The organism is Micromonospora sp. NPDC049903 (assembly GCF_044460945.1).
In the GTDB taxonomy this organism is placed as follows: Bacteria; Actinomycetota; Actinomycetes; order Mycobacteriales; family Micromonosporaceae; genus Micromonospora.
In genome coordinates this window covers 74,322-96,208 of sequence record NZ_JBITKL010000001.1, presented here as the reverse complement: position 1 = coordinate 96,208, position 21,887 = coordinate 74,322, and the positions used below count along the sequence as shown (strand labels likewise).

Sequence of the window (21,887 nt, the reverse complement as noted above, 5' to 3'; positions counted from 1 at the left end):
GTCAGGCCGGAATGTAGTCGAAGGTGTCCGGGTGGGCACCCTGCCGACCGGCCTCGCCCCGGCCCAGCAGCGTGATCCGTTCCATGGTGGCGTCGTCCAGCGCGAAGTCGAAGATGCCGGCGTTCTCCTCGATCCGCGTCGGCGTGGTCGACTTGGGGAAGATCACGTCGCCCCGCTGGACGTGCCAGCGCAGCACCACCTGGGCCGGCGTCCGACCGACCTGCTCGGCGATGTCGGCGATGGTCGGGTCACCGAGCACCGCGCCCTGGGCGATCGGCGACCAGGCTTGGGTGACGATGCCGTTCTTCGCGCCGTACTCGCGTACCTCGTCGTTCGGGAAGTACGGGTGCGCCTCGATCTGGTTGACCGCCGGCACCACCTCAGTCTCGGCGGCCAGCCGTTCCAGGTGCGGCACCTGGAAGTTGGACACCCCGATCGACTTCGCCCGGCCGTCGGCGCGGAACTCCTCCAGCACCTTCCAGGTAGAGACGAAGTCGCCGTCGTAGCGGGTCGGCAGCGGCCAGTGGATGAGGAAGAGGTCGATGTAGTCGGTCCGCAGCGCGTCCAGCGTCGCCTGGAACGCGCTGCGCGCGTCGTCGGGCCGGTGGCAGGCGTTGCTCAGCTTGCTGGTGACGAAGACGTCCTCCCGGGCCACCCCGGCGGTGCGTACGCCCTGGCCGACCTCGGCCTCGTTGCCGTACATCTCGGCGGTGTCGATGTGTCGGTAGCCGACGTCCAGCGCGGTGCGTACCGCGTCGGCGGTGTCCTTCGGGTCGATCTGGAACACCCCGAACCCCAGCTGCGGAATCGAGTTGCCGTCATTGAGTGAAATGTCCGGAATCGTGCTTGTCATGGGGTCGACATACCCGCTGACCGGCCTCTTCTCACGTTCCAGGTCAGGCGTCAGAGGCGGCGCAGGGCGGTGGAGTTCAGGCGGTAGCCGATGGTGGCGTCCACGATCCGCTCGACCAGTTCCGCCTTGCGCAGTCCGCCGAGACCGCGCAGGCCGACCTGCGCGGCCAACTCCCGCAGCTCGCGTGTCGACCGCGCTGACAGGTACGCCGTGCCGTCGGCCCGGCTGGTCATGGCCGCCAGCCGGGCGGCCATCCGCGCCGCGTCGGCGGCCTCCGTCGCCCTCACGCGGGTTGCAGGTGGTCGAGGAACTCGGTGGCTAGCTGGCGCAGCTCGGCGCGGACGGCGGGCACGGTGACCCGGTCGCGCAGCACCACCGGCACCCCGCGCGGGGTGTTCGTGGCGTAGAGGGTGACGTTCTCCCGCAGCGCCGTCGGGAAGACCGGCAGCCCCAGGTTGCGGACCTGGTCCATGTAGCCCTGGTGGGTGGCGATCGGCCGCTGCGCGAGCAACTGGATCATCGTGAAGACCACGCCGGCCACGCCGGGGGCGACCTTCTGGTGTCGGCGTACGGTGGCGAACCGTCGGGCGTCGGCGTTGTACTGCTCGACCAGCTCCCGCACGTTGCCGTGCAGGTAGTCGATGCCGAGGGTGGACAGGTAGTCGGCCTTGGCCGGGATCACCAGATGGTCGCTGGCGATGATGGCGGACTGCGTGACCACGTTGAAGTTCGGCGGACAGTCGATCAGCACCATGTCGTACGGCTCCAGCCCGTCGGCGAGCAGCCCCTCGGCGAGCGAGCCGCGTACCCGGAACAGCTCGGCGTCGTACTCCTCGCCACCGGCGACGCTGCGGGCCAGGGCCAGGTCGATGTCGACCAGTTGCAGATGCGAGGCGATCAGGTCGAGCCGCCCGGCTCCCGAGAGCCGACTGTTCGCCGGACCGGGGGAGACTACCAGATCACCCAGAGTGATGGTGGTGTCGCCCTCGCGGAGGCCGTCGTACCACCGCTTGATGGTCCGGGAGTCGCGTAGCCGCTCCCGCCAGTCGTCCGGGTCGTAGAAGCCGAAGGTCAGGCTGGCTTGCGGGTCGAGGTCGATGAGCAGCACCTTCAGCCCTCGGTTGGCCAGTTCGGCTCCGAGGTTGGCGGTCACCGTGGTCTTGCCGACCCCGCCCTTGTAGTTGATTACGGACACCACGTACATCGACGTACCTCCCCAGACCTGGGAACGGTAGTCGGCCACCCTGGGTGAATTCGATCATCCGCGCGACTTTCCGTGTAGCACGTAACTACGTATGTTCGTATTATCGAGTCATGGCGGATGTGGAGGAACGGCTGGCGGCGCTGGAGGCGCAGGTCGCGGCGCTTGTCGAGCGACCCGGTGTGCCGACCGAGCCGGCCACCCCGGCGGCGGGCGCCTTCTGGGCCCTCGACGGACTCAAGCAGCGGTTGCCCGCCGAGAGCGCGGGTGCCGTGCTCTACACCGGCACCGTCCGGGTCGCCGGGCGGTCCTACGACTGGCAGTACGGCCGGGAGGTGGACGACCTGCTCGCCGGTGACTGGGCCGAGCTGCCCGGCATCCTCGCCGCCCTGGGCCACCCGGTGCGGCTGCGCCTGCTGCGGGAGATCCTCACCGGCCGGCAGAGCACCGCCGAGCTGGCCGACATCGAGGAGCTCGGCACCACCGGGCAACTGCACCACCACCTGCGTCAGCTCACCGCGGCGGGCTGGCTGCGCAGCACCGCGCGCGGCCGGTACGCCGTCCCCGCCGAACGGGTGGTGCCGCTGCTGGCCGTCCTCAGCGCCGCCCACCGCTGACCACCCCGACCGATACCGACCCCGACCGCTGACCACCCCGCACGGAAGGACCACCCCCATGCGTAAGCCGACCGCCGTCGCGCTGGTCGCCGGGATCCTCGCGGGTCTCGCCGGCCTCGCCGCGCAACCCCGGGAACCCCGGCTGACCGCGTCGACCACCGGTGACGCCGACCTCGCCGCCTCGGCCCGCGCCGCAGTGGCCGACCGGGACGGATACCGCGGTCTCGCCGTCGCGCTGATCGACGACGGCCGGGTCCGCACCGCCGGCCTCGGCGACCGTGACCGGGACGGCGCGCCGGTCGAACCCGGTACCCCGTTCGAGATCGGCTCGGTGTCGAAGGTGTTCACCGGGATGCTGCTGTCCCGGCAGGCCGAGGCCGGCGCGGTGCGGCCCGAGGACACCCTCGGCGCCGTCTGGCCGGCGGTCGAGGGTCCGGCCCGCGAGGTCACCCTGGCCGAGCTGGCCAGCCACCGGTCCGGCCTGCCCCGGCTCGACCTCGGCTCGGTGGGCGGATGGGTCCGGGTGCTCCGGGCCAACGTCGCCGCCGGCAACCCGTACGCCGGACTGGACACCGACCGGGTCCGGGCCGCCGCCGACGCGCACGCGCCCGGCGACGGCCGGGGGAGCGTCGGCTACTCCAATCTCGGTTCCGCGGTGCTCGGGCAGGCCCTCGCCGCCAAGGCCGGAATCGACTTCCCCGAGCTGGTCGACCGGGACCTGCTCACCCCGCTGGGCCTGACGGCGACCGTCCACGCCGCCGATCCCGACGCCCTGCCGGCCGGGCACGCGCAGGGTGCCCGTGGCAACGGACGGGTCGCGGACCCATGGACCGGCACCGGGTACGCCCCCGCCGGCATTGGCTACTGGTCCACCGCCGAGGACCTGGCCCGGCTGGTCGCCGCCACCGCCGCCGGCACCGCGCCCGGGGCCGACGCGCGCGACCCGCGCTTCGACGACGACGAGCGCACCCGCATCGGGTACGGGTGGTTCACCACCCGCTACGGCGACCAGGAGATCACCTGGCACAACGGTGCCACCGGCGGCTTCTCCTCGTACGTCGGGTTCGACCGGGCCACCGGGCGAGGGGTGGTGGTGCTGGGGAACACCGACAAGCGGGTGGAGCCGATCGGGCTGCGGCTGCTCGGCGTACCGCCGGATCAGGCCGGCAGTCCCACGCCGGCGCTGCCGGTCTGGGCCGGCGCGGGTGTCGCCCTGCTGTTCACCGTCATCGGTGGGCTGTCGCTGCTCGGTGTCGCGTACCGACCGGCGCTGGACCGGTTGACCGTGCTCTCCGCCGGGGCCTGGGCGGTGGCCTACCCCGCGCTGGGGCGTGCGCTCGGCGACTGGTCGGCGGTGCCCGGCTGGCTCTGGGCGGTCGGCCCGGCACTGAGTGCCGCCGGGGTGGCGTTGGTCGCGTACCGCTGGCGTGGGCTGCCGACGAACCGGGCCGCCGTGCCGTGGCGGCGGCTCGTGGTGACGGTCGCGTCGCTGGTCGCGGCGGCGGTGGCGGCGGTCGTCGTGCTCGGCTGAGCATGGCCTGCGGTCGATGCGCAGCTCCGCGGCGTTCGGCCGCGCCGCTTCGAGCTTGATCAAAGCTGTTAAAGTCCGCCCCAGTCCAGGCCGGCTGGGGAGGCGAGGATGGCACTGTCGTTCCGGGATGCGTTGTCGCAGATGCTCAAGGCGCGGTTCCCGATCCTGTACATCGAGTCCTCCGAGGAGCAGCGCGCGGTCGCCGAGGTCGCCGCCGTGGCCCACGACGCCGCGCTGGTGCGTACCCCGCGCGCGGTGTGGACCTGGTCGATGACCACCGGTCTGGTGCAGCCGGACGGCGGGTGGCGGACCGGCACCACGGACCCGGCCGACGCGTTGGACGCCGCGCTGCGGATCGACCAGCCGAGTGTGGTGATCTTCAAGGACCTGCACACCTCGCACGGCGACGGTGAGCGGCCCGGTAACGCAGGGGTGGTCCGTCGGCTGCGCGACGTGGCGGCGGCGTTCAAGTCCGGCGCGGTGCCACGCACCCTGATCCTGGTCTCGCCGGTGCTGCGCATCCCGGTCGAGCTGGAGAAGGACGTCACGATCGTCGACTTCCCGCTGCCCAGCGAGACGGAGATCCGGCAGGTGCTGGAGGCGATCATCCACGCCAACTCCGCCGACGGCCGGATCCAGATCACCCTGGACGATCTGGGACGCGAGCGGTTCGCCAAGGCCGCGCTCGGGCTGACCCTGCACGAGGCGGAGAACGCCTTCGCCCGGGCGATGGTCAACGACGGTGTGCTGGACGGTCGGGACCTCGACGTGGTGCACGAGGAGAAGCGACAGACCGTCCGCAAGTCCGGGCTCCTGGAGTTCGTCGAGGCGGACGTGAACCTCGCCGACGTCGGCGGGCTGGAGAACCTCAAGCGGTGGCTGGCCAAGCGGGACGGCTCCTGGCTGGCCGAGGCGGCGGCGTACGGGCTGCCCGCGCCCCGGGGCGTCCTGATCACCGGCGTGCCCGGGTGCGGCAAGTCGTTGACCGCGAAGGCGATCGCGGCGGCCTGGGAACTACCGCTGCTGCGGCTGGACGTGGGCCGGGTCTTCGCCGGGCTGGTCGGCAGCAGTGAGCAGAACATGCGCACCGCCATCCGTACGGCCGAGGCGACCGCGCCCTGCGTGCTCTGGGTGGACGAGATCGAGAAGGGCTTCGCCGGAGGTGGCGGCGACTCCGGCACCTCCACCCGGGTCTTCGGTTCCTTCCTCACCTGGATGCAGGAGAAGAACCGACCCGTCTTCGTCATCGCCACCGCCAACGACATCGAGAAACTGCCGCCGGAACTGCTCCGCAAGGGACGCTTCGACGAGATCTTCTTCGTCGACCTGCCGACCCGGGCCGAACGGGCCGCCATCTGGCGGGTCCACCTCGCCCGTCGGCTGCGAAACCCGGCCGTCGCCGGTGGGCTCGCCCTCGACGAGACGCTGCTCGCCGAACTCGCCGACCTCAGCGAGGGCTACTCCGGCGCCGAGATCGAACAGGCCGTCATCGCCGGGCTCTTCGACGCGTTCGGCGAACGCCGTCCGCTGCTCCGCGACGACCTGGCCCAGGCGGTGGTCAGCATGGTCCCGCTCAGCGTCACCCAGGCCGAACGCATCGACGCCATCCGCACCTGGGCCGACGCCCGCGCGGTGGCCGCCACCGCCGCCGAGGACTGGGACAGCGGGGCGTCCGTCGACCGGAGTGCCCGACACTCCGCGCCGACCCAGCGCGGTGGACGGGCGGTCGAGTTCTGATGGTCGGGCCGTACGGAAGGAGCCTGCGGTGAGTATCTCGCTGGTGCTGCTACCCCTCGCCGTCGCCGCGGTGGCCGCCGCCCACGGGGTCGCCTCCCGCTCCGAGCGGGAGGGTCAGATCGTCTGCGAGGTGCAGACCCGGATGCGGGACGAGAACCTGCTCGCCGCCGCGTTGCACGACACCGCCGCCGTGGTCGCCGTCGCGCCGGACTCGATCACCGCGGACTGGGCCGGTGTCCGGGCGAGATTCCAGCGCGACGAGGCCGGCATCTGGTCGGCCCACTTCACCGGCGACATCGACGAGCCGAGGGCCGTGGAGGTGGTCCGCGCGGTCGACGTCGCGTACGGCCGACAGGTCCAGCGGGCGGTGTTGGACCGGCTGCGGCAGCAGGCACCGGCTGCCGGGCTGCGGCTGGAGTCCGAACAGGTCACCGAGGACGACGCGGTCCGCCTGGTCTTCGCCGTGCAGGGAGCCCGGTCGTGACCGCCGAGCAGCCACGACTCGTGGTCACCGTGAGCAGCGAGGGTGTGGTCAGCGCCGAGACCAGGGGCATCCTGGGCGACCGGTGCCTGGACTACGTCGCGGTGCTGGAGGACCTGTTGGCCGCCCGTACCGTCAGCAGCGCCTACACCGCCGACCACGCACGCACCCAGGACGTCGTACGACAGGAGGGGCGAGATGTCGAGCGCGCCTGACCCGGGCTGGACGAATCAGGGCGTCCCGGCGGCGCGAGCGGCGAACCCGGCCGCGAGTTGGAAGTGGCGACTGCGGCAGAGCTGGTGGCTGATCCTGCCGATCGCCGGCCTGAGCTGTCTCGGCGGCTTCGGCTTCCTCTATGTGGGGCTGCGGGCCCGGCGGGCGGCGTGGTGGATCCCGGGCATCGTCTACACCCTGCTCGGCTGGACGTCCTTCATCCTGGTCGGCGAAGTCGGTGAGACGGTCACCGACTGGGCGACCGGAGGTGTCCTGGCGATCTGGGTGACCAGCATCGTCCACGCTTTCATCATCAACCCGTCCTGGCTGCGCTGGCGGGCGGGCTACCGACCCTGGTACGCCGAGCAGCACGGTGCGTACCCGCCCGGCGCGCTGGCACCACCGCCCGGGGCGCCCGCCCCGAGTTCCTACCCGCCGCAGGGCGGCTGGAGCGCACCGCCCGGCCAGGTGTTCCCGCCCACTGCGGCATACCAGCCGGTCTCGCCGCCGTACTCGCCGTCCACCACCGCACAGCCACCGGTGTCACCGGGTCACCCGCCGGCCACCACGGCGTACCCGCCGGTGTCCCCGGCCTACCCGCCGACGACCGCGGCCCCCCTGCCGGACTACCCGCCGCCGTTGCCGGACTATCCGCCGCCCCTGCCGGGTTACCCGCCGCCGCTGCCGGACTACCCGTCACCGCTGGCCGAGTACCCGCCGCCGCTGCCGCGGCAGCAGTCGGGCGGGCTCACCGCCGACCACGGCGGCGGGTTTGGATCGCTCGACGTCAACACCGCCCGGTGGGAGGAGTTCGCGGCGCTGCCCGGCTTCGACCCGGGACGGGCGCGGCAGGTCGTCGACGCGCGGGACCGCCGGGGCGGCTTCGGCGGCCTCGCCGAGTTCACCGCCGCCGCCAACCTGGCCCCGCACGAGTACGCCCGGCTGCGCGACCGCCTCACCTGCACGCCGCCCGGCGGCCATCGGCCGGGGCACCCGCCGTCCGGCCGCGTCCTGGATGTCTGAGCACGGTCCGGCCCCGCGAGGCGCGGCGGCGACCGTCGCGCTGGCCCGGTTCCTGGCCACCACCCGCGCCGAAGGGCCGGGCCTGCGCACCGCCGTCTGGGTCCAGGGCTGCGCCGTGCGCTGCGTCGGCTGCTTCAACCCGCACCTGTGGAGCTTCCGGGGCGGCGACGAGGTGGCCCCGGCGGACCTGGTGCGACGGGTGCTCGACGCCCCGACCGAGGGGCTGACCCTGCTCGGTGGCGAGCCATTCGACCAGGCGGCTCCGCTCGCCGAGGTGGCCGCCGGGGTACGCGCCGCGGGTCGCTCGGTGATGACCTTCAGCGGATACACGTACGCGCGACTGCGGGCGGCGGTGGACGCCGGCCGGGACGACGTCGCCGCCCTCCTGGCTGCGACCGACCTGCTCGTCGCCGGGCCCTTCGAGGCCGACCGGATCGACCGGGAGCGGCCCTGGGTGGGCTCCACCAACCAGGAGTTCGTGCTGCTCGACGACCGTTTCCCGGACTTGCTCGACGAGGTGTCGTGCAGCCCGGACCGGGTCGAGATCACTGTGGACACCACCGGGCGGATCGCGGTGAACGGGTGGGCCGAGGCGGACGCCCTCGATGAGTTGCTGGCCTCGGTGAGCCGGCCGCAGCCGGCGCGGCACGGCGTGATCGGCTGGCCCGACCGGGCCTGACGGCGGCCTGAGGTGGCCGAACAGTCCCGTTGCCCTCGTCATCGATGTGTATCAGGATGGCCGCAACATCCGGCACACGGGGGTCGGGGAGCCGGATACCCGAAGAGGAAGGACGTGGCACATCGTGGTGCCTTTCTCCGGCAGGAGGGTGATCGCCGCCATCGCGGCGGGCACCCTGGTGGGCACGGTGGCACTGGTAGGACCGGTGTCGGCGAGCCCGAACAACAACTCGGTGAAGAAGCTGACCAAGGCGGTGACGGTCAAGGGCGTCCTCACGCACCTCGACCGGTTCCAGGCCATCGCCGACGCCAACGACGGCACCCGCGCCTCCGGTACGCCGGGCTACGACGCGAGCGCCGACTACGTGGTGAAGCTGCTCAAGAAGGCCGGCTACCAGGTCACCCGCCAACAGTTCGACTTCTTCTTCTATGAGGAGTTCGGCTCCTCGTTCGCGCAGGTGGCGCCGAACGCGACCGACTACGCCGAGGGCGTCGACTACGAACTGATGGACTACTCCGGCGACGGGGTGGGGCAGGGACAGGTCGTCCCGGTGGACCTCAGCCTGACGCCGCCGCGCGCCTCCACGTCCGGCTGTGAGGCCAGTGACTTCGCCGCCGTCGACGTGGTCGGCAAGATCGCCCTGATGCAGCGCGGCACCTGCGGGTTCGGCGACAAGGTGGCGAACGCCGAGGCCGCCGGAGCGGTCGGCGCGATCGTGATGAACCAGGGCAACGGTACGCCGGAGGCCAACCCGGACCGCTGGGACCTGTTCGCCGGTACCCTCGGCGCACCGGTCGGCATTCCGGCCGTCTCCGTCTCGTACGACACCGGGGCGCAGTTCGCGGCGACGGACGGTCTCGTCCTGCGCATCGAGGCCGACACCACCTCGGAGGTCCGCACCACCGAGAACGTCTTCGCGCAGACCCGGCACGGCCGCACCGACAACGTTGTCATGGCCGGCGCGCATCTCGACTCGGACCCGGCCGGGCCGGGCTACAACGACAACGGCACCGGCAGCGCCGCGCTGCTGGAGGTGGCCCTCCAGATGGCGAAGGTCAAGCCGGCCAACGCGGTGCGGTTCGCCTGGTGGGGCGCGGAGGAGGCGGGCCTGGTCGGCTCGCAGTACTACGTGGATAGCCTGACCGAACAGCAGGTCGGCGACATCGCCCTCTACCTCAACTTCGACATGATCGGCTCGCCGAACTACGTCTTCGGGGTCTACGACGGTGACGACTCGGCGCAGCAGGGCGCGGGACCGGGACCGGAGGGGTCGGCGCAGATCGAGCAGGTCTTCGAGAGGTTCTTCGCCTCCCGCAAGCTGCCGACCGTGCCGTCCGACTTCACCGGCCGCTCGGACTACGGGGCGTTCATCGCCGTCGACATCCCGGCCGGTGGCCTGTTCACCGGTGCGGAGGGCATCAAGACGGCCGAGGAGGCCGCCCTCTTCGGCGGGCTGGCCGGGGAAGCGTACGACCCTTGCTACCACCAGGCGTGTGACAGCTTGACGCCGGTCGCCGACGGTGCCGACCCGGCGTTGTACCGGGCCCTGAACAAGAAGTACAAGCTCCGGGGCAACGTCAACGTGCACGCGCTGGACGTCAACTCCGACGCGATCGCCGCCGCGGTGATCACGTTCGCGTACGACACCTCGGCCGTGAACGGCGTACCGGGCAAGGCGCCCGGCAAGGGGAAGGGCAAGGGCAAGGGCAAGGGGCACGGCCCCAAGCACGGTCACCCGCACGGGCACTCCTGGCGGTGACGCCGACCGGGCCGGGCTCCCCCGTGGGGCCCGGCCCGCACCGGCTCACTGCGGCGGCGACGCCGACCGGGACAGCCGCCAGTGCTGCCGTTTGCCCTCGTCCCGGACCACCACGCCGTAACGCGCCAACTCGGTCCGCAACTCACCGGCCTCGTCGCCCCGGTCGTCGTCCAACGCCCGCTGCCGGGCTTTCAGCAGCGCGTCGGCGCCCAGCGGCAACCCGGGCAACTCGGGCACCCAGAGCCGGTACGCGGTCCGATGCGGGTCCTCGTCCGCCCAGGGCCAGCCGTGTGCCCGGAACGCCCCGGCCAGGTCGGCGCCCGGAAGGTCGGAGCGCCGCCGGAGGAGTTCCTCGTCGTCCGTGCCGAGCAACACCAGTTCCTTGCCGTCCAGGTGGGCCACCCGGACGTCCCGCCGCGCGAACTCCTGCTCCTTGCTGCCGCGCCGTACGCGTGCCCGCTCCGTCGTCACGGTGACGGTGACCCGTTCGGCGGCCCCGATGGCACCGAACACCAGCCCGGCCAGGACGCCGACCGCCGCCCCGGCCGCCAGGGCCTGCTGGTCGGGCATGCGGTCGAGCAGGCGGAACAGCCCTTGCGCGGGGGCCCAGGACAGGCCGGCGATCCAGCCCGCCCCGGCCGCCAGCCCCGCCCCTACGGCACCGCCGGCCAGCGGGAACCCGACCCAGAGCAGCAGCGTCTCCAGCCGACCTCCGCTGACCACGGTCGGTGTGCCGTACGCCGTCACGCCACCTCCCGACGCGTCGTCCGCACCAACCCGACGACCATGGGTAGGACCAGCCACACCAGCAGGGAGACCGCGAGCCGTGCCCACTGCCCGGCGGTCACCTCCGGGGTGAACAGCGGCCCCATGGTCCGCCCGGTGTCCAACCACTCGGCGCTGCGGTTCAGCGGCCGGATCAGCTCGCCGAGGATCATCCAGACGTTCGGCAGCACCAGATAGGAGACGATGGCCAGCGGCGTGTGCAGGAACAGCAGGCCGAACGCGGCGCCCATCAGCACGCAGGACACCTGGAACACGACGGCGTGCAGGACCAACGCCCCCTCGATCCGCCAGGTCCCGGCACCGCCGGTGGCGTCGGCGATCAGGTTCGCCACGGCCGCCACGGCGAGACTGACCACCACCGACGCCAGGGCGGCCAGCACCACCGCGACGAGTTTGGCGGTGATCACCCGACCCCGGCGGGGTACCAGGGCGAAGGTGGTCAACGCGGTCCGCTGCGACCACTCGCTGGTGATCGACAGGATGCCCAGCACCGGCAGCAGCAGCCCGATCGGCAGCAGCGACGGGATGAAGAAGTCGACGAAGGTCTGCTCGGCGTCCTCGGCGTACACCAGTTGGATGGTGGCGATCAGGGCGGCGATCAGCGCGATGGTGATCAACAGCCAGCGTCCGGCCCGGGTGTCGACGAGCTTGCGCAGCTCCACCAGGGTCAGCCGGGTCAGCGACGGCGCCTGCTCGGCCGCCGGGCTGACCGGCCGGGTGTCCTCGGGGGCGACGGTGGTGGTCATCGGACGGGCTCCCTGTTCGGCTCGGTGGCGCTGGTCTCGGCGGTCTGCGATCCGCCGGTCGCGGTGAGGGTGAGGAAGAGCTGCTCCAGGCCGCCGCTCCCGGCCGGCCGCAGCTCGGTCAGGGCGACACCGGCCGCCAGCGCGGCCTCGCCGACCGCGTCGGTGTCGGCGCGGATCACCAGCCCGTCGGTGCCCTCGCTGACCGGCAGGCCGGCCCGTTCCAGCGCGCCCCGCAGCGCCGTCCGGTCGCGGGAGCGCACCAGCGTGCCACCGTCGGCCAGCAACTCCTCCTTGTCGCCCTGCGCCACGATCCGGCCGCCCCCGATCACCACCAGCCGGTCCGCGACGGCCTCGACCTCGCGCAACAGGTGGGAGGAGAGCAGCACGGTGCCGCCCCGGTCGGCGAAGTCGCGCAGCAGGCCGCGCATCCAGAAGATCCCCTCCGGGTCGAGGCCGTTCGCAGGTTCGTCAAGCACCAGGACCCGGGGGTCGCCCAGCAGCGCGTGCGCCAGGCCGAGCCGCTGGCGCATCCCCAGCGAGTACGCGCGCACCCGCCGCCGGGCCGCGACCGCGTTCAGGCCCACCCGGTCGAGCACCTCTGCCACCGCCCGCCGGTCCACGCCCATCGTGGCCGCCGCCACGGCCAGCGCCTCCCGGCCGCTGCGCCCGGCGTGCTGGGCGGAGGCGTCCAGCAGGACGCCCACGACGCGACCCGGGTTGGGCAGCCGGCGGTAGGGGTGTCCGGCGACGGTGGCGGTGCCGGACGTCGGTGGGGTCAGCCCACACAGCATCCGCATCGTGGTCGACTTGCCCGCCCCGTTGGGCCCGAGGAAGCCGGTGACCGTGCCCGGTTCGCAGCGGAACGACACGTCCTCGACGGCGGTGTGCCGCCCGTACCGTTTGGTGAGCTGGTCTACGACAATCATGCCGATCAGGCTGCCGAGGCCACCCGGCTGTCCGCAGCGGCCGCCGGTCGACACCGGCTAGACCAAGGTCGACGCCGAAGGGCCGACTTTGGTAGCTGGCCCGAGCCCTCGGCGGCTGCCTACCATTACGCCTGTGACCAGCCCCGCCGTCCCCGAACACCCGTGGCTGCTGCCCGGGGCGCTCGGCGCGACCGACCGTAGCCCCCGGCGCACCATGCGGGACTGGCTGATCGACAGCACCTGCTTCCTGCTCTCGCTCGGCTGGGTGGTGCTGGCCACGTTCGACGCCCTCACACCGGCCCCGATCGTCGCCGAGCGGCTGCCGTACGGCTGGATGATCGTCGCGGACGCGGTCGTCGGGCTGGCCTGCACGGTGGCGCTCTGGTGGCGCCGTCGCTGGCCGCTCGGGCTTCTGCTGGTGACGTTGCCGCTGACCATGGTCTCGGTCACCTCGGTCGCCGCGCTGCTGATCATCTACTTCACCGTGGTGGTGCATCTGCGGACCGCGGTGGCGCTGGCGGTCACCGCGGCCGGGCTGGTCTGCAACATGTTCTTCGCCCTGTTCCGCCCCGACCCGCACAGCAGCTACTGGGCCGCCACCATCTGGGGAATGGTGATCACTCTGCTGGTGATGGCCTGGGCGATGTTCGTGCGGGCACGTCGGCAACTGGTGCTGTCGCTACGCGAACGCGCCGAGCGGGCGGAGGCCGAGCAGCAGCTCCGGGTGGCCCAGGCCCAGCAACTGGAGCGCACCCGCATCGCCCGCGAGATGCACGACGTGCTGGCCCACCGGATCTCCCTGCTCAGCCTGCACGCCGGTGCGCTGGAGTTCCGGCCCGACGCCACCGGAGAGGAGGTCTCCCGAGCCGCCGCGGTGATCCGGGGCAGCGCGCACGCCGCCCTCCAGGACCTGCGTGAGGTGATCGGCGTACTGCGGGCCGACACCTCCCTGACCGCCGAGCCGGAGCGCCCCCAACCCACCCTCGACGATCTGCCCGCGCTGGTCGCCGAGTCCCGGGCCGCCGGGACCCGGGTGGACCTGCGGGACCGGGTCAGCGACCCGGAGCAGCTCCCCGCCGGGCTGGGGCGCAGCGTCTACCGGATCGTGCAGGAGGGGCTGACCAACGCCCGCAAGCACGCCGCCGGCGCGGCCGTCACGGTCGGGCTCAGCGGTGGCCCCGGCGACGGGCTGGCCGTGGAGATCCGCAACCGGTGGCCGGTGGGCGAGGCCGTGCCGGCGATTCCGGGTACCGGCACCGGGCTGGTCGGTGTCGCCGAGCGGGTCACCCTGGCGGGCGGGCGGCTGGAACACGGCCGCGACGACAGCGGCGACTTCCGGCTCGCCGCCTGGCTGCCCTGGCCGGCGTCGTGACCGCCCCGGAGCAGGTGCCGCCGGTGGCGGGTCCACGTCCGATCCGGGTCCTCATCGTGGACGACGACGCGCTGGTGCGCGCCGGCCTGTCGATGATCCTCGGCGGTACGCCCGACCTGGAGGTGGTCGGGGAGGCGGCCGACGGCGGCGAGGTGGTCCAGGCGGTCGCCACCTGCCGGCCGGACGTGGTGCTGATGGACATCCGGATGCCGAGGGTGGACGGGCTGGCCGCCACCGAGGCACTGCGGGCGCTGCCCCGACCGCCGGAGGTGCTCGTGCTGACCACCTTCGACGCCGACGAGCACGTCCTGCGGGCGCTGCGGGCCGGTGCCGGCGGATTCCTGCTGAAGGACACTCCGCCCGCCGAGATCGTGCAGGCGGTACGCCGGGTGGCGGCCGGGGAGGCGACCCTGTCACCGACGGTCACCCGGACCCTCATCGCGCACGTCACGGTAGGCACCGCCAGCGATCCGCGCCAGGAGCGGGCCACCCGGCTGCTCGATGGTCTCACCGAGCGGGAACGCGCGGTGGCGATGGCCATCGGCCAGGGGCATACCAACGCCGAGATCGCCACCGAGCTGTTCATGAGCGTCGCCACCGTCAAGGCGTACGTCTCGCGGCTGTTGACCCGGCTCGGTCTCAACAACCGGGTGCAGGTCGCGCTCCTCGTGCACGACGCCGGGCTGGTCTGACGGCGTCGGCCGCCACTCTCGGTTAACCGCGAGCCGATCTGGTTTGAACTTTCCCGCTCGCCAGGCCGTATCAATGGGCGAGGTGCGGTGCTCAGGCGCATCGCCACCGAACTGCGGGAGGCCTGCCGTGCGAGTTGATGGTCAGTCGACGGATCCCATCGATCAGATCCTGGGCGAGTTGCCGGTCCCGACGCCGTTGACCCCCGAGGATGTCCGCCTGGCGGTACGGGCGGTAGTAGTGCACGCGGCGGAGGAATGGCCCACCGGGGCCCTCTGCCGCAACGACGGCGCGAGATTCCCCTGCCGGCTGCATCGCTGGGGTCGGAAGGTACTGCTCGACCACGGGCTCAACGAACGACAGCTCGATGCCCTCATCCGGCACGGCAACCCGTTCGTCCACGTCCCTTTCCCGTTCCTGGTGAACGGGCCGCAACCGGGCCGTACCCCGGTGGCCCGTCCGGCGGGTGCCGAGCGGTCCGGCGGTCACCCGATGCGTGCGGGCGCGGCCGGATACCCGCCACGGACGAACCCCGCCGGTTACCCGGCGCGGGGCCCGGTGCCGAGGGTGGCCGCTCCGGCCGCTCGGGCCGGTGTCCGGACCCCCGGCCGGCCGGTGGCACCCCCCGCCACCGCGCCGCGCTGGCCGCGGGCGAGCTGAGCGGGCTCGTCCGCCGGTACGACGCCGGCCCGGGGCGTACGGGCATCCCCCCGCCCAGGCCCGGGCCGGCGTCGCGACTCAGCGGTAGCCGGGTGCGATCCCGCACTCGGGTGCTGCCCAGTACGTGTTGTTCTCGCTGTCGTCCTGGTTGTTCTCGCGGCGCGAGTCCACGTGTACGTGCGTGTTGTGGCCCGACACCCCGGGGCCGATGATGCCGCTGAAACCGTGGTTGCGGGCCGCGCGCGCGATCTGGCACAGCGTGCTGCCGTCGGAGACCAGGTCGGCCGCGTTGCCGTAGAGGTGCTGGCTGTCCGCCGCCCCACCCACCTGGGTGTTGCAGGTGTTGCTGCGGAAGCCGCTGGTCACGGTCAGCGGCTTGTCGCCGAGGCTCTTGCGCAGCGCCTCCAGCTTCCACATCGTGCGCAGCGCGTTCTGCCGGGTCTGCGCGGCGGTCAGCGGACCACCGGTCCAGCCACCCCGGCCACAGCCGTCGTCCATCTCGTTCCAGGTGAAGTGCCGCGGGGTGCAGTCGTCGTCCTGGATCTGGTACAGCTTCCGGAATGTCTGCGGCCCGGCGACCCCGTCGGACCGTAGGCCGTACGCGGACTGGAAACGGCGTACGGCGGCGGCGGTCTTCGGGCCGTAGTGGCCGTCGAGTTCCACCACGCTGTTGTTGCCCGCCCACCCGGCGATCCGCAGTTGCAGTTCGCGGACGTCGCTGCCCGAGTTGCCCCGGGACAGGGTGCGGTTCCAGGTGTAGCAGCCGTCGGCGTGGGCCGGCGGCGCGGCGACCGCCGAGGCGATCGCGGCACCTGGCACGGCCAGGGCGAGGGCGAGGACAGCCCGCTTCATCAGATGTGCGCGCACAGAGAGTCCTCCTGCTAGGAGAGCGAATGGGGTGGCATTCCGGGGCGTGCACCACCGTCCCGTGAATCCACACTCGCACCTCAACTGCCGGTTGGTGACGCTTAACGCGAATTCCTCTCGGGATGATGGTTACTGGCCGGTTGACCCGGAATTAATCCGATTCTTAGGAATCGGGCATTCACTCCGGCCGTGCCGCAAAGCCGCCGTCGCGGTACGGAAAGTCGCAGGTGACCGCAGGACGGGTGATGTCGCCGGGCCGAGCCGGCCCGGTAACCTCAGCGCCGGGCGACGACGGGGAGGCGGGCGTGGCGCGCGGAGGCATCTTCTGCGTCGAGGGCCAGTGGCACCGGGACCTCAACGAGCGGGGCTCGGTGCTGCCCACCCTCGAACTGCTCGAACGGCTGGGCCGGGTCCGTTTCATCCACAAGGACGCGGCCACCCGCGACGAGCTGTTCTACTTCGTCGACCGCTGGCTGCTCAAGCAGTACGCCGACCACCGGCTGGGCTTCTTCGCGATGCACGGCGAGCCGAACCGGCTGTGTCTGACCGACTGGCAGTCGGTCGAGCTGACCGAGGTGGCGGAGTTGATGGCCGGGCGCTGCGAGGGCCGCCGGCTCTACTTCGGTAGCTGTTCGGTGCTGCGCGCCCCCGAGTCGGTGCTGCGGGAGTTCCTCGAGGTGACCGGCGCGGCGTTGATCTGCGGGTTCACCCGCGAGGTGGACTGGGTCGAGTCGGCGGCGTTCGAGACCGTCCTGCTCGACGTGCTGGCAAACGGCCGGCGGCACAACGCCGCCGAGTTGCGGATGGGCTCGGCGCACTGGGCGCCGCTCGCCTCGTACCTGGGCTTCCGGGTGATCTACGCCAACGGCCGCGCCTGGCGTCCCTCGGCGCGTTCCCGGGTGCCTCGCCAGCCGTCCGCAGGCCGGATCGTCTGACGGCTGGTAGAAACGAACGATGCCTCGCACGATCGCTCACAACACCCGCGTCGACCGCGACGACCTGCTCGCCTTCGTCCGTCCCCGGCACCGGGTGGTGCTGATGACCACCCGCCCGGACGGCCGCCCGCAGTCCTCGCCGGTCAGCGCCGGGGTGGACGCCGACGGCCGACTGGTGATCTCCACCTACCCGGAACGCGCCAAGGTCGCCAACATCCGCCGGGACCCCCGGGTGTCGGCGTGCGTGCTCTCCGACGACTGGAACGGGGCCTGGGTGCAGCTCGACGGCACCGCCGAGGTCCTCGACCTGCCGGACGCCCTGGAGCCGCTGGTGGAGTACTTCCGCAGCATCTCCGGTGAGCACCCGGACTGGGACGAGTACCGGGAGGCGATGGTGCGGCAGGGCAAGTCGCTGATCCGGGTGACCATCACCTCGTGGGGGCCGATCGCCACCGGTGGCTTCCCGGCCCGACTGGCCGACTGACGACGGGCGGGACCCGGCTCTCGCCGTGCCCCGCCCGCCCCGGTGCTGGTGTCAGTGTCCGGCCGTCGCGTACGTCGCGCAGCCGATCAGCTCCATTGACACCTGCAACCGCTCCAGGCTGATGTTCTTGGCGATGGTGTCCTCCGGGCTGTGGTACGGCGGCTCCAACAGCGCCGGAGACTCCTCACCCCGCCAGGAGAAGTTGGCGCTGGCGATGCCGACCTCCTGGAACGACTGGTGGTCGCTGGCGCCGCGCTGGGTCACCGGGGAGATCTGCGGCTGGTAGCCGAGTCGCAGCGCCGCGGCGGAGACCTCGTCGGTGGCCCGGTTGGCCTGGCCGGTGAAGGAGAGCAGCCAGTACCGCGTCGCCGGGTCCCAGCTCGTGGCGACCATGTCGTTCTGGTAGACGGCGAGGATCCGGTCCCGCTCCTCCTGCGGCAGTTGCCGCACGTAGTAGCGCGACCCGATCAGGCCCTGCTCCTCCGAGCCCCAGAGGCCGAACCGGACGGTGGCGTTGATCGGGATCGCCTTGAGTACCCGGGCGAGCTCCAGGCAGAGCACGGTGCCGGACCCGTCGTCGTTGGCGCCCGGCGCGCCGATCACCGAGTCGTAGTGCGCGCTCACCATGACCACCGGACCGTTCGCGCCGGAACGCCCACGCCGCTCGGCCAGCACGTTGTACGAGGTCAGGCCACGGTGCGCGGTGGTGGCGATGGTCAGGGTGAGCGGTCCCGACGCGAGCAGCGCCCGCAGCCGGTGCTTCTGCGCCTGGGCGACGCCGACCACCGGGATGCCCAGCGGCGCGGAGGCGGAGCCGGGCAGGGTGGGCGAGAACGCCGACGCGCGGCGCGGCTCGACCAGGTCGGCCGGGAGGAAGACCACACCGGCCGCACCGGCGGCCACCGCCCGGGCCGCCAGCGCTTCCCGCTGCGCGGCGACGTAGTCCACCAGCACGATCTTGCCGGCGACGTCGGCGGTGAAGTCGGCCGCCGTACCAGCCCGCACGTCGACGACCGCGGCGGTGACCGAGGTGTCCAACGCGGCGTGGGCGCTGGCCCCGACCTGCCAGTTCAGGTCGGTGGGCAGACCGGCGGGGGAGCTGAGCTGGGCGAGGAACTTGTCGGCCACCGGGAACGGCTGCAGCGTGGTGTCGTAGCGCAGCTTGTCGAACTGGCCCGCCAGGTAGTTCGCGGCCCGCCGCTCGGATTCGGTGCCGCCGATGCGTGGGCCGATGTCCTCGGAGAGCACCTTCAGGTGCTCCAGCGCCCGGCGGGGGGAGAGCTGGGCGATGACCTTGCGGTCCTGCGGGGTGAGCTTGGGCGGGCGGTGCGCGCCCGGTCGCTTGTCGTCGGCGGCCCAGGCCGGCGCCGGGAGCGCCACGGTGGCCGCCCCGCCGAGCGCGACGGTCAGCATGCGTCGACGGTTGAACACAGTGGAGCGGGACGATTCGTGTGAGGGTGTCACGGTGTCGTCGAGGGATGACAAGAGCAAGCCTCCTGATTCGAGGTACGGACCCGGGAGTCAGGGGTGAACATCCCGAGTCACTGCGGCTCGAATCTAACCCGCTAGCTGCTCGTTCTCAAGATCGAGAAATCAGTACGCGGCAGTGAAACGCATATTCCGGAAACGTGGGCTTTCGATTTCGTCGACCACCGCGACCGCCAGATCCTCGTAGCTGAGCGCGCTGCGGCCATCGTCGTCGGTCACTGGCTGGTCGGTGCCGGTGCGGTACCGTCCGGTGCGCTCGCCGGGATGGAACTCCAGCGGCGGCGGGGACAGGTAGGTCCAGGTGACCCCGTCGGCAGCGGACCGGTAGACGTCCAGCGCGTCGGCCTGGCCCAGCGCGGCCTCCCGGTACTCGGCGGGGAAGTCCGGCTCGTCGAGCAACCGGCTCCCGGCGGGGCTGAGCAGGGTGGACCCGCCGCCGACGTGGATCACGCGGGGCGCGGCCGGCATTCCGCTCAGCACCTGGAGCAGCGTCCGGGCCGCGTCGGGCCAGAGCGTACGGTCGCCGCCGCCGATCGCCACCACCAGCGCGTCGGCGTCCGGCGCCACCTCGCGTACGCTGCGCTCGCTGGTGGCGTCCCCGGTGACCACCCGTACGCCCGGCGGCAGGTACGAGACGGCCTCCGGTCGGCGTACCGCCGCCACCACCCGGTGTCCCCGGTCGAACGCCTCGACGACGATGCGGGAACCCGCGGTGCCGCCCGCCCCGAACACGACGATGTTGCTCACCAGCCCAGGCTATGGACCGGGCCCGGCGTACGTCGGCGGAACGGCGATCCTTCAGTCGACCAGCGCCGAATAGACGAGTTGCCGGAGCTGCGAGCGCAGCGGCCAGGTGCTCGACGGCATGAGCTGGGTGAACAGCAGCGCGGTGAGCTGCTCGGACGGGTCGACCCAGAACGCGGTGCTGGCCACCCCGCCCCAGTAGTACTCGCCGACGCTGCTCGGCAGTCGGCTCGGCACCGGGTCGTCGACCACCGCGAAGCCGAGGCCGAACCCGATGCCGTCCAGCGTCGACTCGGCGAACCCGCCCACGGACAGCGTGCCCAGGTCTGCGCCGCCGGGCAGGTGGTTGCGGGTCATCAGGCGCACCGTACGCGGGCCGAGCAGGCGTACCCCGTCGAGTTCGCCGCCGCGCAGCAGCATCTGGGTGAACCGGTGGTAGTCGCCGGCCGACGAGATCAGGCCACCGCCGCCGGAGAGCAGCGTCGGCTTCGCGTACGCCAGGTCGCCGAGCCGGTCGTGGCGGACCGCCCGACCGGTGGCCGGGTCCGGCACGTACAGCGCGGCCAGCCGCTCGGCGTCGGCCCCCGCCACGTGCCAGCGGGTGTCGGTCATGCCCAGCGGATCCAGGATCCGGTCCCGCAGGAACGTGTCCAGGCTCTGCCCGGAGACCACCTCGACCAGCCGACCGAGCACGTCCGTGGCGACCGAGTAACCCCACGCGGTACCCGGCTGGAACAGCAGCGGCAGCTCACCGAAGACCTGGCAGGCCCCGGCCAGGTCCACGTCCGACGGCGGGTACAGGTCGTACCCGGCGGCCCGGTACAGGCCGTCGACCACCGAGGTCTGCATGAAGCCGTACGTCAGCCCGGAGGTGTGGCTGAGCAGGTGCCAGATCCGGATCGGCTCGATCGCCGGCACCGTGTACGGCTTGAGCGTCGAGCCCTTCGAGTAGACCCGCATGTCGGCGAACTCGGGCAGCCAGCGGCCGATCTCGTCGGTCAGCTCGAAGTGGCCCTCCTCCCAGAGCAGCATCGCCGCGACCGAGGTGATCGGCTTGCTCATGGAGTAGATCCGCCAGAGCGTGTCCGCCTCCACCGGCGTACCCGCCTCACGGTCCCGCAGCCCGTACGTCGCGCTGTGCGCGATCTCGCCGTGCCGGGTGACCAGGACCTGGAAACCGGCGAGCCGACCGTCGTCGACGTACCGGCCGAAGTGCGCGTCGATCCGGGCCAGCCGCGTCGGGTCGAGACCGACCTCGGCCGGCTCGATGCTGCGTACCATGCTCATCCGACCGAACCTACCGGCCGGTACGGGGGCCGGGAAGCGGAGGGTTGTCGGTGTCACTGGCTAGTCTCCCCCTCATGCCGGAGCCGATCGAGGGCGTCACCTTCCACGACGAGGACTGGTACGCGGAGGAGTTGACCGACCGGCACTTCGTCGGGTGCACCTTCCACCGGGTCGACCTGACCGAGGCCACCAGCCGGGGTGCGGTCTTCGACCGCTGCACCTTCGGTGACGTGCTGTTCAACGTCTCCCGGCACGTCGACTCGGCCTTCACCCGGTGCGTGTTCACCCGCTGCAACCTGTTCGAGGCGGAGTTCACCGGCTGCAAGCTGGTCGGCAGCAGCTTCGACCGGTGCGACCTGCGTCCGCTGACCGTCGACGGCGGCGACTGGTCGTTCGTCACGCTCGCCGGTGCCGACCTGCGCGGCGCGCGCCTCACCGGCGTACGCATGCGGGAGGTCGACCTGTCCGGTGCCGACCTGACCGGCGCGACCGTGAGCGGTGGCGACCTGTCCGACGTGCAGTGGCGTGGGGCCCGGCTGTCCGGTGCGGACCTGCGCGGCAGCGACCTCTCCGGCCTGGATCCGACCGCCGTGCAGCGCTCCGGCGCGATCGTCGACGCGGTGCAGGCCGTCACGATGGCGCGAGCCCTCGGCTTCCAGGTCCTCGGCTGAGCCGTCCGGCAGCGAACTCGACATGAGGCTTTCTCCTCACCAGTGCGGTGTCCAGAAACGTTCACCGGGCCGCGCCGGGTCCAGACGACGACCGGCGGCGTTGGAGTCGGGCCTGGATACAACACCGGTATCCAGGC

General features: G+C 72.1%; 23 protein-coding genes. 13 read left to right on the top strand and 10 right to left on the bottom strand.

Annotated features, from left to right (window positions below; genetic code table 11):
* Nucleotide 1 precedes the first annotated feature (1 nt).
* Genes ACIBO1_RS00485 through ACIBO1_RS00475 form a run of 3 tightly spaced genes read right to left on the bottom strand, consistent with a single transcriptional unit; the run spans nt 2 to nt 2,057 of the window.
* Nucleotides 2-853, bottom strand: coding sequence for an aldo/keto reductase (locus ACIBO1_RS00485; RefSeq protein ID WP_396740263.1), 852 nt, complete (start codon nt 851-853; stop codon nt 2-4).
* A gap of 50 nt (nt 854-903) precedes the next feature.
* Nucleotides 904-1,140 carry a Rho termination factor N-terminal domain-containing protein gene (locus ACIBO1_RS00480; RefSeq protein ID WP_396740261.1) on the bottom strand — a complete coding sequence of 79 codons (237 nt, stop codon included), beginning with the start codon at nt 1,138-1,140 and terminating at the stop codon, nt 904-906.
* A complete protein-coding gene (locus ACIBO1_RS00475; RefSeq protein WP_350693304.1) occupies nt 1,137-2,057 on the bottom strand; it encodes an AAA family ATPase in 921 nt (306 codons plus the stop codon). The genes ACIBO1_RS00480 and ACIBO1_RS00475 overlap by 4 nt, the downstream gene beginning before the upstream one ends.
* 110 nt (nt 2,058-2,167) lie before the next feature.
* Here ACIBO1_RS00475 and ACIBO1_RS00470 point away from each other — a divergent pair, with 110 nt between their 5' ends.
* The 8 genes from ACIBO1_RS00470 to ACIBO1_RS00435 all read left to right on the top strand — a co-directional run bounded on the left by ACIBO1_RS00470 (nt 2,168) and on the right by ACIBO1_RS00435 (nt 10,094).
* Nucleotides 2,168-2,671, top strand: a complete 504-nt coding sequence (locus ACIBO1_RS00470) for an ArsR/SmtB family transcription factor (RefSeq protein ID WP_396740259.1) — start codon at nt 2,168-2,170, stop codon at nt 2,669-2,671.
* Nucleotides 2,672-2,729: 58 nt separating this feature from the next.
* A complete protein-coding gene (locus ACIBO1_RS00465; protein ID WP_396740257.1) occupies nt 2,730-4,202 on the top strand; it encodes a serine hydrolase domain-containing protein in 1,473 nt (490 codons plus the stop codon).
* 108 nt (nt 4,203-4,310) lie between these two features.
* Nucleotides 4,311-5,939, top strand: a complete 1,629-nt coding sequence (locus tag ACIBO1_RS00460; protein ID WP_396740256.1) for an AAA family ATPase — start codon at nt 4,311-4,313, stop codon at nt 5,937-5,939.
* 28 nt (nt 5,940-5,967) lie between these two features.
* Nucleotides 5,968-6,423, top strand: coding sequence for a hypothetical protein (locus ACIBO1_RS00455; protein WP_396740254.1), 456 nt, complete (start codon nt 5,968-5,970; stop codon nt 6,421-6,423).
* Nucleotides 6,420-6,635, top strand: coding sequence for a DUF2997 domain-containing protein (locus ACIBO1_RS00450; RefSeq protein ID WP_396740252.1), 216 nt, complete (start codon nt 6,420-6,422; stop codon nt 6,633-6,635). The genes ACIBO1_RS00455 and ACIBO1_RS00450 overlap by 4 nt, the downstream gene beginning before the upstream one ends.
* On the top strand, nt 6,619-7,656 hold the full coding sequence (locus ACIBO1_RS00445; RefSeq protein WP_396740250.1) for a helix-hairpin-helix domain-containing protein: 1,038 nt from the start codon (nt 6,619-6,621) through the stop codon (nt 7,654-7,656). The genes ACIBO1_RS00450 and ACIBO1_RS00445 overlap by 17 nt, the downstream gene beginning before the upstream one ends.
* The gene (locus tag ACIBO1_RS00440; protein WP_396740248.1) at nt 7,649-8,335 is read left to right on the top strand and encodes a 4Fe-4S single cluster domain-containing protein; all 687 of its coding nucleotides are present in this window, start codon (nt 7,649-7,651) and stop codon (nt 8,333-8,335) included. The genes ACIBO1_RS00445 and ACIBO1_RS00440 overlap by 8 nt, the downstream gene beginning before the upstream one ends.
* A gap of 124 nt (nt 8,336-8,459) precedes the next feature.
* Nucleotides 8,460-10,094, top strand: a complete 1,635-nt coding sequence (locus tag ACIBO1_RS00435) for a M28 family metallopeptidase (protein WP_396740246.1) — start codon at nt 8,460-8,462, stop codon at nt 10,092-10,094.
* Between the two features lie 45 nt (nt 10,095-10,139).
* On the opposite strand, the gene ACIBO1_RS00430 is transcribed toward ACIBO1_RS00435, so the two are convergent.
* Genes ACIBO1_RS00430 through ACIBO1_RS00420 form a run of 3 tightly spaced genes read right to left on the bottom strand, consistent with a single transcriptional unit; the run spans nt 10,140 to nt 12,552 of the window.
* Nucleotides 10,140-10,841 carry a hypothetical protein gene (locus ACIBO1_RS00430; protein ID WP_396740244.1) on the bottom strand — a complete coding sequence of 234 codons (702 nt, stop codon included), beginning with the start codon at nt 10,839-10,841 and terminating at the stop codon, nt 10,140-10,142.
* Nucleotides 10,838-11,626: an ABC transporter permease gene (locus tag ACIBO1_RS00425; RefSeq protein ID WP_396740242.1), complete on the bottom strand. Its 789-nt coding sequence runs from the start codon at nt 11,624-11,626 to the stop codon at nt 10,838-10,840. The genes ACIBO1_RS00430 and ACIBO1_RS00425 overlap by 4 nt, the downstream gene beginning before the upstream one ends.
* Nucleotides 11,623-12,552 carry an ABC transporter ATP-binding protein gene (locus ACIBO1_RS00420; protein WP_396740240.1) on the bottom strand — a complete coding sequence of 310 codons (930 nt, stop codon included), beginning with the start codon at nt 12,550-12,552 and terminating at the stop codon, nt 11,623-11,625. Before ACIBO1_RS00420 ends, ACIBO1_RS00425 begins: the two co-directional genes overlap by 4 nt.
* A 133-nt stretch (nt 12,553-12,685) precedes the next feature.
* Between ACIBO1_RS00420 and ACIBO1_RS00415 the strand changes: the two genes are divergently transcribed.
* Nucleotides 12,686-13,924: a sensor histidine kinase gene (locus ACIBO1_RS00415; protein ID WP_396740239.1), complete on the top strand. Its 1,239-nt coding sequence runs from the start codon at nt 12,686-12,688 to the stop codon at nt 13,922-13,924.
* The gene (locus ACIBO1_RS00410; RefSeq protein WP_396741442.1) at nt 13,900-14,616 is read left to right on the top strand and encodes a response regulator; all 717 of its coding nucleotides are present in this window, start codon (nt 13,900-13,902) and stop codon (nt 14,614-14,616) included. Before ACIBO1_RS00415 ends, ACIBO1_RS00410 begins: the two co-directional genes overlap by 25 nt.
* 736 nt (nt 14,617-15,352) lie before the next feature.
* Here the strand turns inward: ACIBO1_RS00410 and ACIBO1_RS00405 are convergent.
* Nucleotides 15,353-16,141, bottom strand: a complete 789-nt coding sequence (locus tag ACIBO1_RS00405) for a D-Ala-D-Ala carboxypeptidase family metallohydrolase (protein ID WP_396740237.1) — start codon at nt 16,139-16,141, stop codon at nt 15,353-15,355.
* Nucleotides 16,142-16,446: 305 nt separating this feature from the next.
* On the opposite strand from ACIBO1_RS00405, the gene ACIBO1_RS00400 reads away from it, so the two are divergent.
* Nucleotides 16,447-17,076 carry a DUF6642 family protein gene (locus tag ACIBO1_RS00400; RefSeq protein WP_396740235.1) on the top strand — a complete coding sequence of 210 codons (630 nt, stop codon included), beginning with the start codon at nt 16,447-16,449 and terminating at the stop codon, nt 17,074-17,076.
* A 19-nt stretch (nt 17,077-17,095) separates the two neighbouring features.
* Nucleotides 17,096-17,560, top strand: coding sequence for a PPOX class F420-dependent oxidoreductase (locus tag ACIBO1_RS00395; RefSeq protein WP_396740233.1), 465 nt, complete (start codon nt 17,096-17,098; stop codon nt 17,558-17,560).
* A gap of 51 nt (nt 17,561-17,611) precedes the next feature.
* Here ACIBO1_RS00395 and ACIBO1_RS00390 read toward each other — a convergent pair whose 3' ends face one another.
* From ACIBO1_RS00390 to ACIBO1_RS00380, 3 genes are all read right to left on the bottom strand, one after another.
* A complete protein-coding gene (locus tag ACIBO1_RS00390) occupies nt 17,612-18,973 on the bottom strand; it encodes a M28 family peptidase (protein WP_396740232.1) in 1,362 nt (453 codons plus the stop codon).
* Nucleotides 18,974-19,153: 180 nt separating this feature from the next.
* Nucleotides 19,154-19,795 carry an NAD(P)-dependent oxidoreductase gene (locus ACIBO1_RS00385; RefSeq protein ID WP_396740230.1) on the bottom strand — a complete coding sequence of 214 codons (642 nt, stop codon included), beginning with the start codon at nt 19,793-19,795 and terminating at the stop codon, nt 19,154-19,156.
* Between the two features lie 51 nt (nt 19,796-19,846).
* The gene (locus ACIBO1_RS00380; protein ID WP_396740229.1) at nt 19,847-21,079 is read right to left on the bottom strand and encodes a serine hydrolase domain-containing protein; all 1,233 of its coding nucleotides are present in this window, start codon (nt 21,077-21,079) and stop codon (nt 19,847-19,849) included.
* 74 nt (nt 21,080-21,153) lie between these two features.
* Here ACIBO1_RS00380 and ACIBO1_RS00375 point away from each other — a divergent pair, with 74 nt between their 5' ends.
* On the top strand, nt 21,154-21,750 hold the full coding sequence (locus ACIBO1_RS00375; RefSeq protein WP_396740227.1) for a pentapeptide repeat-containing protein: 597 nt from the start codon (nt 21,154-21,156) through the stop codon (nt 21,748-21,750).
* The last annotated feature ends 137 nt before the right edge of the window (nt 21,751-21,887 follow it).